The organism is Verrucomicrobium sp. BvORR034, from assembly GCF_000739635.1.
Classification (GTDB): domain Bacteria; phylum Verrucomicrobiota; class Verrucomicrobiia; order Verrucomicrobiales; family Verrucomicrobiaceae; genus Verrucomicrobium.
The window spans coordinates 61216-75842 of sequence record NZ_BATQ01000125.1 but is presented as its reverse complement, the minus strand read 5'-3'; the positions used below and the strand labels follow the sequence as shown (position 1 = coordinate 75842).

General features: G+C 59.5%; 13 protein-coding genes. 2 read left to right on the top strand and 11 right to left on the bottom strand.

What is annotated here, in order from left to right:
- Positions 1 to 40: 40 nt before the first annotated feature.
- From BV034_RS20730 to BV034_RS20695, 8 genes are all read right to left on the bottom strand, one after another.
- On the bottom strand, positions 41 to 1012 hold the full coding sequence (locus BV034_RS20730) for an alpha/beta hydrolase (protein WP_050028886.1): 972 nt from the start codon (positions 1010 to 1012) through the stop codon (positions 41 to 43).
- Between the two features lie 131 nt (positions 1013 to 1143).
- The gene (locus BV034_RS20725; RefSeq protein ID WP_081887987.1) at positions 1144 to 2121 is read right to left on the bottom strand and encodes an MBL fold metallo-hydrolase; all 978 of its coding nucleotides are present in this window, start codon (positions 2119 to 2121) and stop codon (positions 1144 to 1146) included.
- A gap of 59 nt (positions 2122 to 2180) precedes the next feature.
- Entirely contained in the window at positions 2181 to 2618 is a 438-nt protein-coding gene (locus tag BV034_RS20720; protein WP_050028885.1) for a cupin domain-containing protein, read from the bottom strand.
- A gap of 109 nt (positions 2619 to 2727) precedes the next feature.
- Positions 2728 to 3492, bottom strand: a complete 765-nt coding sequence (locus tag BV034_RS20715) for an SDR family oxidoreductase (protein WP_050028884.1) — start codon at positions 3490 to 3492, stop codon at positions 2728 to 2730.
- A gap of 149 nt (positions 3493 to 3641) precedes the next feature.
- Positions 3642 to 4139, bottom strand: a complete 498-nt coding sequence (locus tag BV034_RS20710) for a response regulator (RefSeq protein WP_050028883.1) — start codon at positions 4137 to 4139, stop codon at positions 3642 to 3644.
- A gap of 150 nt (positions 4140 to 4289) precedes the next feature.
- The gene (locus tag BV034_RS20705; protein WP_050028882.1) at positions 4290 to 4688 is read right to left on the bottom strand and encodes a response regulator; all 399 of its coding nucleotides are present in this window, start codon (positions 4686 to 4688) and stop codon (positions 4290 to 4292) included.
- A gap of 69 nt (positions 4689 to 4757) precedes the next feature.
- Entirely contained in the window at positions 4758 to 5384 is a 627-nt protein-coding gene (locus tag BV034_RS20700) for a response regulator transcription factor (RefSeq protein WP_050028881.1), read from the bottom strand.
- Entirely contained in the window at positions 5381 to 7708 is a 2328-nt protein-coding gene (locus BV034_RS20695) for a PAS domain-containing protein (protein ID WP_050028880.1), read from the bottom strand. The genes BV034_RS20700 and BV034_RS20695 overlap by 4 nt, the downstream gene beginning before the upstream one ends.
- 416 nt (positions 7709 to 8124) lie before the next feature.
- Between BV034_RS20695 and BV034_RS20690 the strand changes: the two genes are divergently transcribed.
- Positions 8125 to 8529 carry a DUF488 family protein gene (locus BV034_RS20690; RefSeq protein WP_050028879.1) on the top strand — a complete coding sequence of 135 codons (405 nt, stop codon included), beginning with the start codon at positions 8125 to 8127 and terminating at the stop codon, positions 8527 to 8529.
- 425 nt (positions 8530 to 8954) lie between these two features.
- Entirely contained in the window at positions 8955 to 11051 is a 2097-nt protein-coding gene (locus tag BV034_RS20685; protein WP_050028878.1) for a TonB-dependent siderophore receptor, read from the top strand.
- 245 nt (positions 11052 to 11296) lie between these two features.
- Here BV034_RS20685 and pelA read toward each other — a convergent pair whose 3' ends face one another.
- The 3 genes from pelA to BV034_RS20670 form a co-directional block, all read right to left on the bottom strand.
- Entirely contained in the window at positions 11297 to 13180 is a 1884-nt protein-coding gene (gene pelA / locus BV034_RS20680) for a pectate lyase (RefSeq protein WP_050028877.1), read from the bottom strand.
- A gap of 66 nt (positions 13181 to 13246) precedes the next feature.
- Positions 13247 to 13654, bottom strand: a complete 408-nt coding sequence (locus BV034_RS20675; RefSeq protein ID WP_050028876.1) for a hypothetical protein — start codon at positions 13652 to 13654, stop codon at positions 13247 to 13249.
- Between the two features lie 65 nt (positions 13655 to 13719).
- A complete protein-coding gene (locus tag BV034_RS20670) occupies positions 13720 to 14208 on the bottom strand; it encodes a hypothetical protein (protein ID WP_050028875.1) in 489 nt (162 codons plus the stop codon).
- Between the last annotated feature and the right edge of the window lie 419 nt (positions 14209 to 14627).

Sequence of the window (14627 nt, the reverse complement as noted above, 5' to 3'; positions counted from 1 at the left end):
TTTTGGAAGGAAGGACGAGCTAGAGCCCAGGTCGGGGTGATTACTTCAGGTGCTTCTTCAGCATCTCCGCCGCTTGATGCAGGGCGACCCGTACTGCCGGCACCTGGCTGATCGCGTTGAGCAGGCCGTAGTCATGAATGAGGTTTTCATACCGCACGCTGGTGACATTTACGCCCGCGGCATCGAGTTTGCGGGCGTAGGCCAGCCCTTCGTCCCGCAGGACATCGTTTCCAGCCACCTGGATCAAGGTCGGTGGGAGCCCCTTCAATTGCTCCTCCGTCGCCTGGAGTGGCGCACACAGATAGTTGCGGCGGGTTGCCTGGTCGGGCGCGTAGGCATCCCAGAACCACTTCATCATGGCGCGGGAGAGGAAGTAACCTTCCGCGTACTCGAGGTAAGACTCCGTGTCGAAATTGGAGTCGGTGACGGGCCACAAAATCACCTGGCATTTGAATGCCGGGCCGTCTTTGTGCTGCGCCATGAGGGCGACGGCCGCGGTCATGTTACCCCCGACGCTGTTGCCCGCAATGGCCAGGCGGCTGCCATCCACGTTGATCTCCGCGCCGTGTGCGGCGACCCACTTGGCGGCGGCGTGGATCTCATGGATGGCCGTCGGGAACTGCGCTTCGGGTGAAGGGGTGTAGTTCACAAATACCGCTACGCAGCCGCTGTCAGCCACCAGATCGCGGACGAAACGTTCGTGGGTGGGGAAGTCACCCAGGATCCATCCGCCACCATGCACGAAGATGAAAGCCGGAAGCCTGGCAGTGCTCCCTGCAGGACGGACGATGGTGAGGTTCACTGTCAAACCGTCCTGCTTGACGGTCTTTTCCTCGATATCGCAAGGCGGCAGATCAAGCGAAACCGAGGCTTGGGCGTCCACCAGAACTTTTCGTGCTGCGGCAGGTGACAAGGTCTCAATGGGTGGTCCGCCTCCTGAGTTGAGTGCTTTGAGGAAATTACGGATGCTGTGTTCGACCTTAGGGTTCTCGGCTGGATTGATAACATTCATTTTCGTAGGTGGTGGGGATGGAGTTGGGGCTTGAATGATTTTCGGCGCGATTCGATGTCGCGCACTGCCGGGGTCGGCTTGGCGACCCCGGTCTGATGTGGCGGCTGGTTCCGTACTGGCTCAACATTCGTTCAGTAGTCCCAGAAGACCGGGACCCAACGGAAGGCATCGCCATCGATCGCAACGCGGCCGACGGAGGGGAACGGCAGGTGGGTGGCCACCAGCAGATCACCAGAGGCAGCCAGTTCACGCAGGAGACGGGTGCGGACGTGGGCGGCTTCTTCGGGGTCGTGTTCGAAACCGTTGTACCAGTCGGGCTGGTCGAACCCGACTGCAAAGACTGCGTCGCCAGCGAACGTGAGTGCTTCTCCGCCGTCGGCCACGCGAACCACGCTGTGACCCGGGGTGTGTCCACCGGTGCGACGGACGATCACGCCCTTCGCGACCTCATGCTCTTCCTCGAACGTCCGCAGCTGGCTGTGATATTCTTTCATGAACCGCTTTGCGGTTGCTCGGAGTGCATCCGGAAACCCCGGCGGCATGGAGGTGTGCGAGAAATCGGGAGACTCCCAGAACTTGACCTCAGCGGCCGACACGTGAATTCGCAGATCGGGGTGGAGCTGCTCCTTCACCCCGTCAACGAGCAGTCCGCCAATGTGGTCCATGTGCATGTGGGTGAGCACCAGATCGGTCACGGAGGAAAGATCGATGCCGGCAGCTTCCAGTCGCTTGACCGTCTGCCCGGCCCGCGGGAGGTGCAAGTCCGGGTCCGAACCCAGCCCGGCATCGATGAGGATCGTCTGCGCGCCGCTGCGCACCAGAACCACGTTCAACGCCCAGTCGAACGCGTCAGGAGGAAGGAACATGTCGCTCAGCCAGGCCGCCCGTTCGGCCGGGACGGCATTGTGCGCCAGCATCGCCGTGGGGAGCGGCAGGACGCCATCGCTGACTACAAGAACCTCGATCTCGCCGACCCGCACCGCGTAACGCGACGGTACCAGTTCCTCGGGTTTCTGTCTGCCGGGGGAGGAAGGCGTGGCTGTAGTGTTTTTCGACACCGGGGATTTTGATTTGGTTTCGTGGGATTTGCGATCTTGTTGTAGTTTCATAGGAACATTGAGTGTTTTGTTTTGGTGTTAACTTTCGCGCGGCAGAGGCCTGGGACGGGTCAATGCGAGGCTGGGACGAGAACAGGTGCGCCCTCTTCTTTGACGAGGAAGACCAGGAACTTTGCGTGTTCCGTGTTGCTCGCGTTGCGTCCGACAAGATGGACGCCATCGGGCGCTTCATAGAAGGCCTGCCCGGGCTTGAGCGTCACCTTCTCGTCACCTTTCATCTGCATCTCGATGGTGCCTTCGAGCACGTAGACAAAGGCGCTCGCGTTGTGGCGATGGACAGGGTCCGCGGCGCCCGGAGCATAGTGCACCGTGATCATCGTCACCTCCTTGCCCGGGACATTGGCGAGAGCCTTCGTCAGCAATTCGGTGACCTGGACAGGCTCTGCTGCTGACGCGCCAATGACCGCGGACAGCAGAAGAGAGATGATGAGGCTCGGAAAGATCTTCCTGCCGGTGGGTGGATTTTGGGAAGATGATTTGGTATTCATGATTTCCTTCTTTCTTTGATGACGTGTTTCCCATCCACCATCCGCAAAGGGTGATGGATCCGTCGCGCAGGCGCATGAACGGTGGGGAAGTGTGGTGGGCGACTGGATGTCAGTGTGCGACAGCTTGCGTCCCGGACTGATCCAGCCAGTCCGAGAAACGTGTCTGACCGAGGCGTGCTTCGCTTGCCGGAGTCAGGCTGCGGTCATTCAACAGGATGCCCCAATAGAGCGCAGTGGGATCAGTGATGACGACTCGTGGGTCATCGGTAGCATCGAGGTATTCTCGGACCAGAGCATCCTGACGGATGGGCTCGGGACCGGCCACCTCAACCATGCCATCCAGGGGATTTTCAAGGGCGACATCCGCGACGGCACAGGCGACATCGTCAGAGACGATGGGTTGCATCAACGCTGCTGGAAGGCGCACGGTCTGTCCCACCGTAGCAGCTTTGGCAATGCCTCCCACAAACTCGAAGAACTGGGTGGCGCGAACGATGGTGTAGGGGACGGGTGAGGCTTTGATGAGGTTTTCCTGAGCCATCTTTGCGCGGAAATAACCGCTGGCGAGCAGGCGCTCAGTGCCGACGACCGAAAGCGCCACGTGATGTTTGACTCCCGCAGCCGCTTCTGCAGCGAGAAGGTTGCGCCCCGAGGTTTCGAAGAACTCCAGGACGGCCTGATCCTCCCATGACGGTGCGTTGGCAACATCCACGACGACCTGCGCGCCCGCGAGCGCTTCGGCCAGTCCCTCGCCGGTGATGGTGTTGACACCTGTCGAGGGTGATGCGGCCACGACTTCGTGACCTTGCTGAAGAAGAGTCTTCACAACTTTGGAGCCGATGAGCCCGCTGCCTCCGATGACGACTATTTTCATGTTTTTAGGTGTAAGTTGGTTTTCTTTCACGGAGGCAAACTAATTGTTTTGCGATCATTCATCAATTATACCTAGGTGTCTTATACCTCCGTATCTTATACTTTGGTATTAGTTGGTGGACGGGGTTTGTGCTGGTTGTGAATCTCGATTCACTCGCTCCCCCTGCCTCTTCCAGAGCCTGGAAATGCCCCGCCTTTTTGAATAGGCTCTATGAGCGGGGGGGTATTGAATGGCAGCGTCTTGTTGATGCCGGTCTGTCCACGCGCAATTGCCTTGCGCACGGCTTGCAGCAACGAATCTTCGCTGAACGGCTTGGTTAGAAAAGCGATCGCGCCCTTCATCATTCCCCAGGTGTCCTCATTTTCGCTCGCCCTTCCGGAGATGAATACTATCGGTCGGCCGGGTTGTTGATCTGCCAGGTAGCGTTGGAGTTCCAGCCCGCTCATGGCGGGCAAGCGAACATCGAGGATTAGACATGCCGCTTCGTCCCACCAACCCCAGGTCAGGAAAGCTTCTGCGGAGTCATACTCTCTTGTCTGGTAGCCAGCAGACCTCATCAGCCGGCTCAGTGATCTGCGGATAGACAGCTCATCGTCCACGATTGAGATCAGTGACTCTGAGCCTTCGTTGGGTCCTGACGTTTTCATAGATGAAAACGGAACACCCATTGGACGGACCTCACAATGATACCTAGGTATGAGAACGTCCTGCGTTGTCTAAGAGTAGCAGTGACTCCGCGAACCTGAGCCGCGCACTTGCGGCGGGAAATGATCGCCTCCAGGCGCGCGGCACGCCGCTCAAGCTGCACCAGGGGTGATCGCAGCCCGGATGGCCTGCAGCAGCGCTTCCTGACGAGCTGGCTTGTGTAGAAATGCCACGGCACCACCTTGCAATGCCTGGCGTTCCTCGTCCTCGCTGGCTTTGGCGCTGAGGAATACAATCGGTATCTGCCAGCCCATCGCCGTGAGGCGGCGCTGCAACTCCAGGCCGTTCATTCCGGGCATGTACACATCAAGCAGCAGGCAGTCGGTTTTTCCGACAAATTCAGAATGGAGAAAATCATCACCCGAAGCGAAGGCCTCTGCCCGCAAGCCGGAGCTCCGGAGGAGCCGCCGGGCGGAGTTTCTGACCGAGGGATCATCATCGACTACGGAGATAAGTGGCGATTGGCAGTCCGCCTCATTGGTCAAATTCATTTTAATACAACTATCCGTTCAACGGTGAATCTCTCCATTATACTTTCGTATGAATACATGAACCTCGCTCTAGGTGAGAGAACGCAACCGCTCGGAGATCCTCACCAAGTCGGCCAGAGACTCCGCTTTCATTTTTTGCATCACGCGCCCTCGCTGGACTTTCACCGTGATCTCACTCGTGCCGAGTTCGTTGGCCACTTGTTTGTTCAGCATGCCTTGAACCACCAGACTCATCACTTGCCGCTCGCGTGGGGTCAGTTGCTCGTATCGCGCGCGCAGTTGACCCGTGAGGGATCTCTCCTCACTCGCTGCGCGATCTCGTTCAATGGCCTCACGCACCGCATCTACCAGTACATTGCCGCGGACAGGCTTAGGGAGGAACTCCACCGCGCCCGCCTTGATCGCGCGCACAGTCATCGGAATGTCACCATGCGCGGAGACGAAGATGATGGGGATATCCAGCCCTAGATTCCCGAGTTCCTGCTGAAGGTCCATCCCGCTCAATCCCGGCATGCGGACATCGAGAACCAGGCAGGCGGGGCGTTCCGGCCGTGGATGCTTGAGGAAGTCGCGGCCGGAGGCAAATGTCTGGACTTCCAATCCGGCGGACCGAATGAGGCGCTCGGTGGAACGGCGAACCGAAGCATCGTCGTCAACCACAAATACGATTGGCTCTGAGTCGCTGGTTTGAGTCATGGCTGAGATTGGACCGTACCCGGCAGGTTGAAGGTGAAGGTGGCACCGTCATCCTCATTGCGTTCTGCCCACAATCGCCCGCCGTGAGCCTCCACGATCGAGCGGCTGATTGACAAGCCCATTCCCATTCCTTGTGGCTTGGTGGTGTAGAAAGCTCTGAAAAGACTGTCCATGTCGTCCGGCGCGAAACCTGTTCCAAAATCATGAACGCTGATCCACGCTTCGTAGTATCCCCGCCCACTTTCACGCTGAGCGCGAATCAGCAGGCATCGTTTGGAAATCTCCACGACTTTCATCGCATCCATGGCGTTGATCACGAGATTGAGCATCACCTGCTGGAGTTGCACCCGATCTCCCAGTACGGGGAGGGGTTCGTCGGGTAATTCCGTGCGGATCGCGACTGAGCGGGCAACGGACTCGCCGCGGGCCAGCAGCAGGACGTCGGCAATGACTGACCTCACGTCCAGGGGGCTCTTCTCAAGCGGCGATCTTTTTGCCATCTGCCGGATCCGTGTGATGACTGCGCCCGCACGGTCCGCATCCTCGACGATTTCAGTCAGCGCGTCCCGTGCCTCGCTGAGGTCGGGAGTGCTGCCCTGCAGGAGGTTCAAGCAGGCGTTGGCGTTGTTCACCACGGCGGCGAGAGGTTGATTGACCTCATGAGCGATTGAGGCTGTCAATTCACCCATGGTGGTGAGACGGGTGATGTGCGCGAGTTCCGTCTGTGCCTTGTTGAGAGCCTCCTCCGATTTCTTCCGGTCATCGATTGCAGTCAGGAGGATGTACCAGCGAACGATGCGACCGCTCTCGGCACGAAGCGGCAGTCCGCAGACGTGAAACCAACGATAGACGCCGTCGGCACCACGGGTGCGATGCTCAACAGAGTAAGGATCTCCCGTTGCACACGAGTGGGCCCAAAGCCGGAGTGTCTCCGGAAGATCGTCGGGATGAATGAGTGAAACCCAGTCCCAGTGCTGGATGGCCGCCTGAGTTCTTCCGGTATAGTCAAGGAGTCGTTGGTTGGCGAACTCGAGTGCGCCCTCCGCAGTATGGGTGCAGAGCAGCCCCGGAATGTTTTCGACAATGAGTCGAAATCTCTCCTCGCTCAACCGGAGCGCGGCCTGGGATCGATTGCGCTCAGTGTTGTCGATCACGCTGCCCACGAACTTCACGAGTTCGCCCGACGAGTTGAGAACCGGGTGACCTATGCCCTGGATATTCCTGATCTCGCCATTGGGGAGGATGACGCGATAGGAGTGGTTGAAATCCGTCCTGTTCTCTACAGCCTTTTCAAGAGGACCCACCATGCCAGGGCGATCCTCTGGATGAATGCGATCCAAGAAAGATTCAAAGGGCGGAATCCCTTCGCGTTCATCGAAACCCAGCATGAAGTAGCATTCGTGTGACCAGTAGAGGACCTCTGCAGTGTGAGGGTTCCAGGCGAAGCTGCCAGTCCCGCTCAGCCGCTGCGCTTCCGTCAGATAGGCCTCGCTCTCGCGCAGCTTCTCATCCGCCAGTTTCCGTTCGTGGATGTCCACATTGTTCCCGTACCATCCGGTGATGTTTCCACCCCGATCGAAGAGCGGCGACGCCCGGCTCAAAAACCAGCGGTACTCACCGGTGGAACTTCTTAGCCGCATTTCCCATTCGAACGGTTTTTTTTCGGCAATCTTGGTTCTCCAGAGGTTTAGGAAAACTGGTGCTTCATCGGGGTGGGCATAAAGTCCTGGCTCCTGCTGGCCAGCCTGTTCAAAGCTCGTTCCAAAGTAGTCCAAAAGGCGCTGGCTGATGAAGTCGATCTGACCGTCAGCGTCCGCCGTCCAGATCTGTGCCGGGACGGTATTGATGATGAGGCGGATGCCTTCTTCCGCCTCCTTTCCTTTCGTGACGTCCATGACCGCGCCGACAAACTCGACCCCGCCATCTGCATCTGGCTCGGGATGCGCTACGGCGCGAAGATGCTTGACCGCTCCACTCGGCATGAGCAACCGGAACTCGAAATCAAAATCCTTTCGATCCTGCACGATGCGCTCGATCGTTTTTCTCACCCCCTCGAAGTCATCAGGGTGAACACGCTGCAAAATCAGTTCGAGAGAAGGGCGCGTCGTCGGGGCGTATTCGTAGATGCGAAAGGTCTCCTCCGACCAGTAAACGTCACCCGAGGGGATCTTCCAGCCGAAGCTGCCAGTGTGGCTGAGCTTTTGGGCAGCCGCGAGGTAGGCCTCGCTGTTGCGGAATGCACGTGGGTCAGCGCACTCGCGCTCAGAGGGAGGGGCGTCCGTGATGCGCGGAGGCAGGCCGGGGGGCTGGATAGAGGCGCTCATCTTAACCTTCGACGGTGTTCGAGTTTTCGCCTTCTCTTGACGAGGTGTCGCTACATTTGGACCAAATCAGGTGCCCCGATTTCAGGCGCGTGCCGGAGAAATAAGAGGATTGGCAAAGGGGGCAGGTTGAGTTCATTGGCGTCGAAAACGGATGCCTGACGATGCTCCCTTGATCAACCGTCGGGCGGCCTATTGATCTTGGAGGCGGCTGACTGCGGGGAAGCGTAGCCTGCCCGCGTTCGTTCGGCGACTCAATTATACGTTAGTATGATCAGGTGGTGGGTCAAAAGGGCAGGCGGGCCTCGCGGACCTTGTCAAATCCACCTGCAGGGAGGAGTGCTGGCTTGCGTGTGATCACCCAACTTGATAGAAGAGCATCCGTCAGTGGAACACATCTTCCAGCATCCCTCTCGGCCATGTCTCCTCACCTCAAGACCTACCAGGCAGGCAGTGAACGTAAGCGGGGAGAGGGGCTCCGCATCGGTGTGGTGAGGTATCTGCCGCGGGGCGTGGTGAAGGCGGACTACGCAAAGCTGGACTACTTCGACGTCTGGATGCCTCTCCTTGCCCCCAGCCGGAAGTTACTGGGTGATATGAAGAAGCGCCAGAAGGAAGGGGAGGAGTGGGCAGATCTCTGGCCCGAGTTCAAGGCGCACTATGAACGGGAGATGTTGGGGGACACGGAGAAGCGGCAGACGTTGCTTTTGCTCGGAAAGCTTGCCGAGCAGACTGCAGTTGCGATTGGGTGCTATTGTGCCAATGAAGAGCTCTGTCACCGATCCATCCTGAGGGAGCTCATTGAGAGGGTGGTGGCAGGATGAGAGTGTGGGAAATAACTCTTCAAAAGTAAGCTGCCACAAAAGAGGCGCTCTGCCTTGGTTGACGGGTGGCTTGAGAATGTGAATTGGAAGTAGGAGTTGTTTGCCGGTTGAGGCGGTGGATGAAAATTGGGCACTGTCTCTTTTGGGCAGGGACCACATCTGATGAAGTGGTGATGCGACTCAATTGGTAGAGCATCTCATTCGCAATGAGTAGGTGAGGGGTTCGAATCTCCTTATCTCCACCAAGGTTTACGGGATTTTGTTGCGCGTCCAATTGGTCTGTCCTCTCCCGGGTTCCCAAGCAGGTGCTTTCAGAGGTGGGTGGGTTTGGCCAGCGCCGTCGGGGCGCTTCCCAGTGGAGGCTTGATTATTGCTCTTGCAACTCAGTCTTAATAGCAAATGTTGGCGGACACTCCAGATTCTCTATGACTTCTCTCCGCCAGATCATCGTCGTCCCCGTCATTGTGGGTTCAGTTTTCGCTTCTTCAGGTGTGCAGGCGCAGGATGCCGGCACTAGTCCAGCCCCGGGCTCTACCACCGTTCTGGATGAGGTCACGGTAGTCGCGGCGGCTGAATCCACCGTGGTGGACCTGAAGACGGAGCTTCCCACGGCCGCCCTAAAGACGGGGACCTCTCTGCTGGAGACCCCGCAATCCATCTCTGTGGTGCCGCTGGAGATGATCCAGCTCCGCGGCAGCCGCCAGACTTCCGAGGCGCTGCGCTACAGCGCGGGCGTCACCACCGATACCTACGGCTACGACCCGCGCGGCTACGAGTGGATCAACATCCGGGGCTTCGACAGCTTCAACAGCCAGTATCTGGATGGGATGCGCCTCTACAACTACGAGATGGTGGAGACCTTTGGTCTGGAGCGCATCGAGCTGCTCAAGGGGCCGAGCTCCGTCCTCTTTGGCCAGTCCACCCCCGGCGGCCTCATCAACAACGTGAGCAAGAAGCCCAAGGCCGCCCGCTCTGGCGAAGTCGGCTTCGAGTACGGTACGGGCGAGTCCTATGAGGGCAATCTCGATTTCGGAGACGTGCTCTTGGGGAATGACGAGCTTTCTTACCGCGTACTCAGCCTCTACCGGAACACTGAAGAGGACCCGAATGGCAACACGATTGACAGCGAGCGCATCTTCATCGCGCCCTCCCTCACCTGGAAACCCACTGAGGACACCACCCTCACTCTGCTCAGCAGCTACCTGCGCTGGGAGAGTGCCCAGGTGCCGGAGTATTTCATGGGACCCCAGGGCCTGGTGAGAACCAATGACCTCCGCTGGGACCGGGAGTTCAGTGAAATCTGGCGTCTCGGCTACGAGTTTGAGCAGAAGCTGGGAGACAACCTGACCTTCCGCCAGAACGCCCGCTACTCCCACTACAACTCGGCATCGAAGTACTTCTCGATCAATGAACTCGTTTCCCCCTCGGAACTGAGCCTGCTGGCCTCTGGCTACAGCGTGCAGAACCGCGCCTGGACGTTGGACAACCAGCTGGAGTGGCGCATTGAGCAGGGTTCGATCAAACAAACGCTGCTGGCCGGGTTTGACTACGGTTACGCCACCTCCAAGTCCGTGCAGCATGATGGCCCGGCTCCCACGCTGGACTTGCTGGACCCCCAGTATGACGCCCCGTTCTCCCGGCCATCGGAGCTCGTCTCCCAGTTCGAGCAGAAGGTCCGCCAGTTTGGCGTGTATGCGCAGGATCAGGTGAAGGTGGGCGACCACTGGGTGGGCGTGGCCAGTCTGCGTCATGACTGGGTCGCCACCGAGAGCGCCGAGCGTACCAGCGGAGGCTATTCGGACGACCAGGATGACAAGTCGTTCAGCTACCGCCTGGGTCTCATGTACCTGGCGGACAACGGTCTGGCCCCATATGCCAGCTACTCCACCTCCTTCTTCCCCAACTCAGGGGTAGATGCGCAGGGCAGCACCTTTGACCCCACAGAGGGCAATCAGTACGAAGTGGGCCTCAAGTACTCACCCAAGGACTTCCGCGGTGGTCTCACTCTCTCCGCATTCCATCTCACCCAGGACAACGTGCTCACTACGGATCTCCGGAACCAGGCCTACATGAAGGCCAATGGCGAGTGGACCTCCAAGGGCGTCGAGTTCGAGGGAAATATCGGCCTCACCGATCAGCTCACCTTGCTGGGCAGCGTCACGCTCATGGATATTGAGATCACCAAGAGCGCTGATGGCGACGAAGGCAAAACCCCCGGCCAGACCCCGGAGAAGACCGCCTCCGGCTGGGTGACTTACTCCTTTGCCGACGGTGTCCTTGAGGGGCTCACGCTCGGCAGCGGTGTTCGCTACACCGGCTCCAGCTACCAGGACACCAGCAACACCGCCAAGAACGACAGCCTTGTTTGCGTGGATCTCGTGGCCAGATATGTGCGCGGTCCGTGGATGGTGGCGCTGAACGTGGACAACGTGGCTGACGAAACGACGTACAGCAGCGATGGCTTCGGCTACTACCAGAGCGCTGGTCGCACGGTGCGGCTGTCGCTGGGGTACAAGTGGTGACTGGAGGGCTGCTGTGAAAGGCAGCTGGGGGAGCGCAGGTGGCCCGCCTGCTGCTCTGGTGAAGGGCGCTTGCTTTGTAGGAGGCGCTCTATCGCTCCGATGCTGAGTTCCCAGCGGGCCGGCGGGGAACGGCAGTCCCGACAGGTCGGGACTGCACTCCCCAAGCCAACGAACGCATCCAACGGGAGAGCAGTGGAAGCTGGTCAACGTCGGGATGGTGGAGGGGCGGGTTCAAGGAATGGACGCTAGTGGCGGAACCATTGACCTGTCGCGGAGTCCGGCACCTGTTGCTTGAATTCTTCCACCACAAGGTTCGCGAATTCAATGCTGCCCGGCACGTTGAGATGCGTGCCATCGCGCCGGATGGCGGGTGTGGAAGTGGGGAAGTCAATGTCAGACGGTGCAGGGGCCGTGACATCGGCGGTGGTCTGGGGTGGTGTCGTGCTGGTGGATGGAGTCGTCGTCGCATCAGCGGCCGCCGCGGGGGCAGGCGCTGGGATGGTGGCAGGTTTGACCGGCAGGATCGGCTCGAAAGGCTCCACGCCTTTGGGGCCGAGTTTCACCACGTGTTCCACGCTGCGGGTGTAAAGATCCACCAGCGGGACTTTCTCCTCAGTCGCAACCCGGCGCATGGCAGTGGCATACGGTGCCAGTTCACCCCGCAACTGCCCGCTGCCATCGCGATTGAAGATGCGGCGTACCAAGGAGGTCACCAGCACCGGTTTGGCCCCTGCGGCGCGGGCCTCCTGCACATAGCGGCGCAGATTCTCGGCGTAGGTGGTTTCGGGATCCGTTTCGCGTTTGGGGCCTTTGCCTGGCATGTCATTGTGGCCAAACTGGATGAGCACGTAGTCCGGCTTGCTGGCCAGCACCTTCTGCCAGACGCCGGTGTCGCTGAAACTCTTCGAGCTCTGCCCGCCACCGGCGAAGTTCTGGCAAAGCACCTTGCCGGTGATCGCTTTCTTGAATCCAAAGCCCCAGCCCGCTGTGTCTGTCACGGTGGAATCTCCCGCCAAGGCGATGCGCACGGCTGGTTGCCAGGGCGTGAGGGCAGGTCCTGGGCCTTCCTTGGCCAGTCGCTTTTTCCAGGCTGGGTAATCCTTGTTCAAGAGAGATTGTGCCCAGTTGCCGGTCCAGGCGTAACCGTGACGGGCCCAGCCGATCTCCGCCATGCCCAGCTTGCGCACCCCATCCCGGTTGGACCAGAGGGGCTGGCTGGTGGTGATGTCATAGAACCTGGCCCAGAAGGGCTTCGCGGCAGGATCGGGGGTGGCGGAGAAGTTGTGCCCCTGAATGTCATCCGTGGTGAGTTCCTCGATCCTCCAGCCATCAATGCGGGCAGTCTGCAGCCAGGCCACGGCGGCCTCGATGGACGCGACGATCTCCGGAGCGGGGCGGGGGAGGCTCATGAGGAGCTTGACGAGGGCCACGGATTCCGCACCGCTGAGGGATACCAGCTCAAACTTCCGCGCGGGGCGCGGGCTGTAGTCGAGCTCGTCGTGCTGGGCGCACCATGCAGTGAGGCGGCCATCCACCTTGATCTGGCATTTCAGGATGCACTCGATCCCGCGGTGAAAGGCAATCTGCGCGGCGCTACGTCGGTCGGCGTCCAGTGCATCGAACACGCCCGGCCTGCCCATCTCCTGGAGGAGCTGCAGGATGCGCACCATGGAATTGTCGTTGAACGTGATGTGACGGTGATACTCCGCGTCCAATGGGTAGGACTGCGGCCAGCCGCCGGTGGGATACTGGGCGATGAGAATGTAGTCGAGCCCGTCCTGCACGGCACGCAGGTAGCGGATGTCACCTGTGGCCTTGTGCATGCGGGCCAGATAGCGGATCTCGTCGGTCGTGGCGCTATTGTCGAAGATGGGCTTCAACTCACCCACCAGCTCATCGCGACGCCCTGCGAAAGGCTTGGCAGTGAGGTCCAGGTTCTTGGGCCAGCCGCCGAAGTCGGACTGATACGAAAGGATGTTGGCCGCTACGGTTTTGGCTTCATCCGTGGCAAACCATGCGGGAGGTTTCTTGAGGAAGTCCTTGGTCTCCGCGGCCTGGATCAGCAGGGAGGGAACCATGCTGGCGATGGCGGTGAAGAGGGTGAGAACCTGGTGCGCGGTGCGGTGCATGGAGCAGGGAAACAGAGGTGGAAGGACCGCTTCCTAAACGCGCCGGGGCAGAGGGTTTCTCGCAAATCAGGCGACAAACTCGCGGTGGTGTTTCCAGAGATACATCAGAAACCAGGCACCGAAGAGTGTGCCAAAGGGGGCCAGCAGCATGAGCAGTGGACTGGCGACCAGGAGATAGCGGTAGAACCACACTGCCCGGTAGCGGCAGGCTAACAAGGCCAGAACCAGCACCGCCACCACTGGCAGAGCGACAAAACCACGCGCGGCCAGCGTGACAATGAGCTCGCCAACGGTCTGTCCCATAAGCTGGGCATTCGCAGTGCCTTGCTGAGCCAGTTGCCGTAGAATGCGTGCCCCCGCCCACCCGGCATCGATCAGGATGTAGAGTAGAAAGACTGCGCCAGGGACGGCAAAGAAAACGCCACTGCCAAAGGGTTGAATGACAGGAGGCTGGGGCGGTGAGGAGCTTTCCATGCTGCGCCAAACATGGAGAAAAATCTTTGGCTCGCAAGTTTCCTCAAGTCAACCGCCTGCTCACCCTACGCTGTGGTATGCAGTAATCGCAAGCCCGCGCGAAGCCTCGCTTCTTCCACCAGACTTTCCTGAACCTGGGACTGCTCGAGCAGGGCTTGATACTGGCCGCTCTCTGATCCCGTGGGAAGGTTGCCAGCCTCTTTTAGCAGCGTCCATAGGGCAGACTTGCCGCGGATCCCCAGAGCCAGCGTTTCAAAGGCCTGGAGCCAGAAGACCGGCGGCGTTTCGCACTTGGCCATCCACAGTTTCAGGAAGCCAGCTTTCTCTGCCAGCCAGGCCCCGGCATCCGTCCACTGGTTGCGACTTGAGTCGAGCGCGGTGATGAGATCCGCGAGGACGGATTGCTCACTGGTGATTTCGTGTTCAAGGCGGTCCAGGAGCTGGGCTTCCGGAGGCGGAGGGTCAGATTTTTGCAGGTGGGCGATGAGTTCCAAAGCTCCCACCGAAGCTGAGCAATGATCCCTCAAGTAGAGGGCGAGGCCGTCTTTGTCCATGCCCGGGGATCGGGTAGGGAGCGAGGGGTGGTCTTGAGAATTGGAAGACAAAACCTGCCAGAGGATTTCAAGGAGGACTGGACCAGACCGCAACTGCTTCGGAGTAAAGCTTCGTCTCGCGATTACCCGATGTCGATTCGCAGGAAGCTCGTCAATGACTTCGCCTCCGGGGAAATCAGCGCCCTGCCAAGGAGCCACCTTCAGAGACGGAGCATCTACACCACACTTTCAGCGTTGAGAGCCTCTTTGACCGTACCCCACGTTGACGCGCTTCCAGCGGGTCTACGCTGGGTGGTTGAGGGTATAGAGTTATTCCGAAGGAGCTTTGGCGGTCTGGCTAGCGGCCCCAATGTTCCTTGGCGGGCGTTGGCTGAAACGCCTGCATTCTTGCCCCTTGTGGTAGGATTCCCAAGCCTCCA

Excerpts from the sequence above, each read along its gene's own strand:
- BV034_RS20730 (WP_050028886.1), bottom strand. The coding sequence starts at position 1,012 with ATGAATGTTATCAATCCAGCCGAGAACCCTAAGGTCGAACACAGCATC.
- BV034_RS20725 (WP_081887987.1), bottom strand. The coding sequence starts at position 2,121 with ATGAAACTACAACAAGATCGCAAATCCCACGAAACCAAATCAAAATCC.
- BV034_RS20720 (WP_050028885.1), bottom strand. The coding sequence starts at position 2,618 with ATGAATACCAAATCATCTTCCCAAAATCCACCCACCGGCAGGAAGATC.
- BV034_RS20715 (WP_050028884.1), bottom strand. The coding sequence starts at position 3,492 with ATGAAAATAGTCGTCATCGGAGGCAGCGGGCTCATCGGCTCCAAAGTT.
- BV034_RS20710 (WP_050028883.1), bottom strand. The coding sequence starts at position 4,139 with ATGAAAACGTCAGGACCCAACGAAGGCTCAGAGTCACTGATCTCAATC.
- BV034_RS20705 (WP_050028882.1), bottom strand. The coding sequence starts at position 4,688 with ATGAATTTGACCAATGAGGCGGACTGCCAATCGCCACTTATCTCCGTA.
- BV034_RS20700 (WP_050028881.1), bottom strand. The coding sequence starts at position 5,384 with ATGACTCAAACCAGCGACTCAGAGCCAATCGTATTTGTGGTTGACGAC.
- BV034_RS20695 (WP_050028880.1), bottom strand. The coding sequence starts at position 7,708 with ATGAGCGCCTCTATCCAGCCCCCCGGCCTGCCTCCGCGCATCACGGAC.
- BV034_RS20690 (WP_050028879.1), top strand. The coding sequence starts at position 8,125 with ATGTCTCCTCACCTCAAGACCTACCAGGCAGGCAGTGAACGTAAGCGG.
- BV034_RS20685 (WP_050028878.1), top strand. The coding sequence starts at position 8,955 with ATGACTTCTCTCCGCCAGATCATCGTCGTCCCCGTCATTGTGGGTTCA.
- pelA (WP_050028877.1), bottom strand. The coding sequence starts at position 13,180 with ATGCACCGCACCGCGCACCAGGTTCTCACCCTCTTCACCGCCATCGCC.
- BV034_RS20675 (WP_050028876.1), bottom strand. The coding sequence starts at position 13,654 with ATGGAAAGCTCCTCACCGCCCCAGCCTCCTGTCATTCAACCCTTTGGC.
- BV034_RS20670 (WP_050028875.1), bottom strand. The coding sequence starts at position 14,208 with ATGGACAAAGACGGCCTCGCCCTCTACTTGAGGGATCATTGCTCAGCT.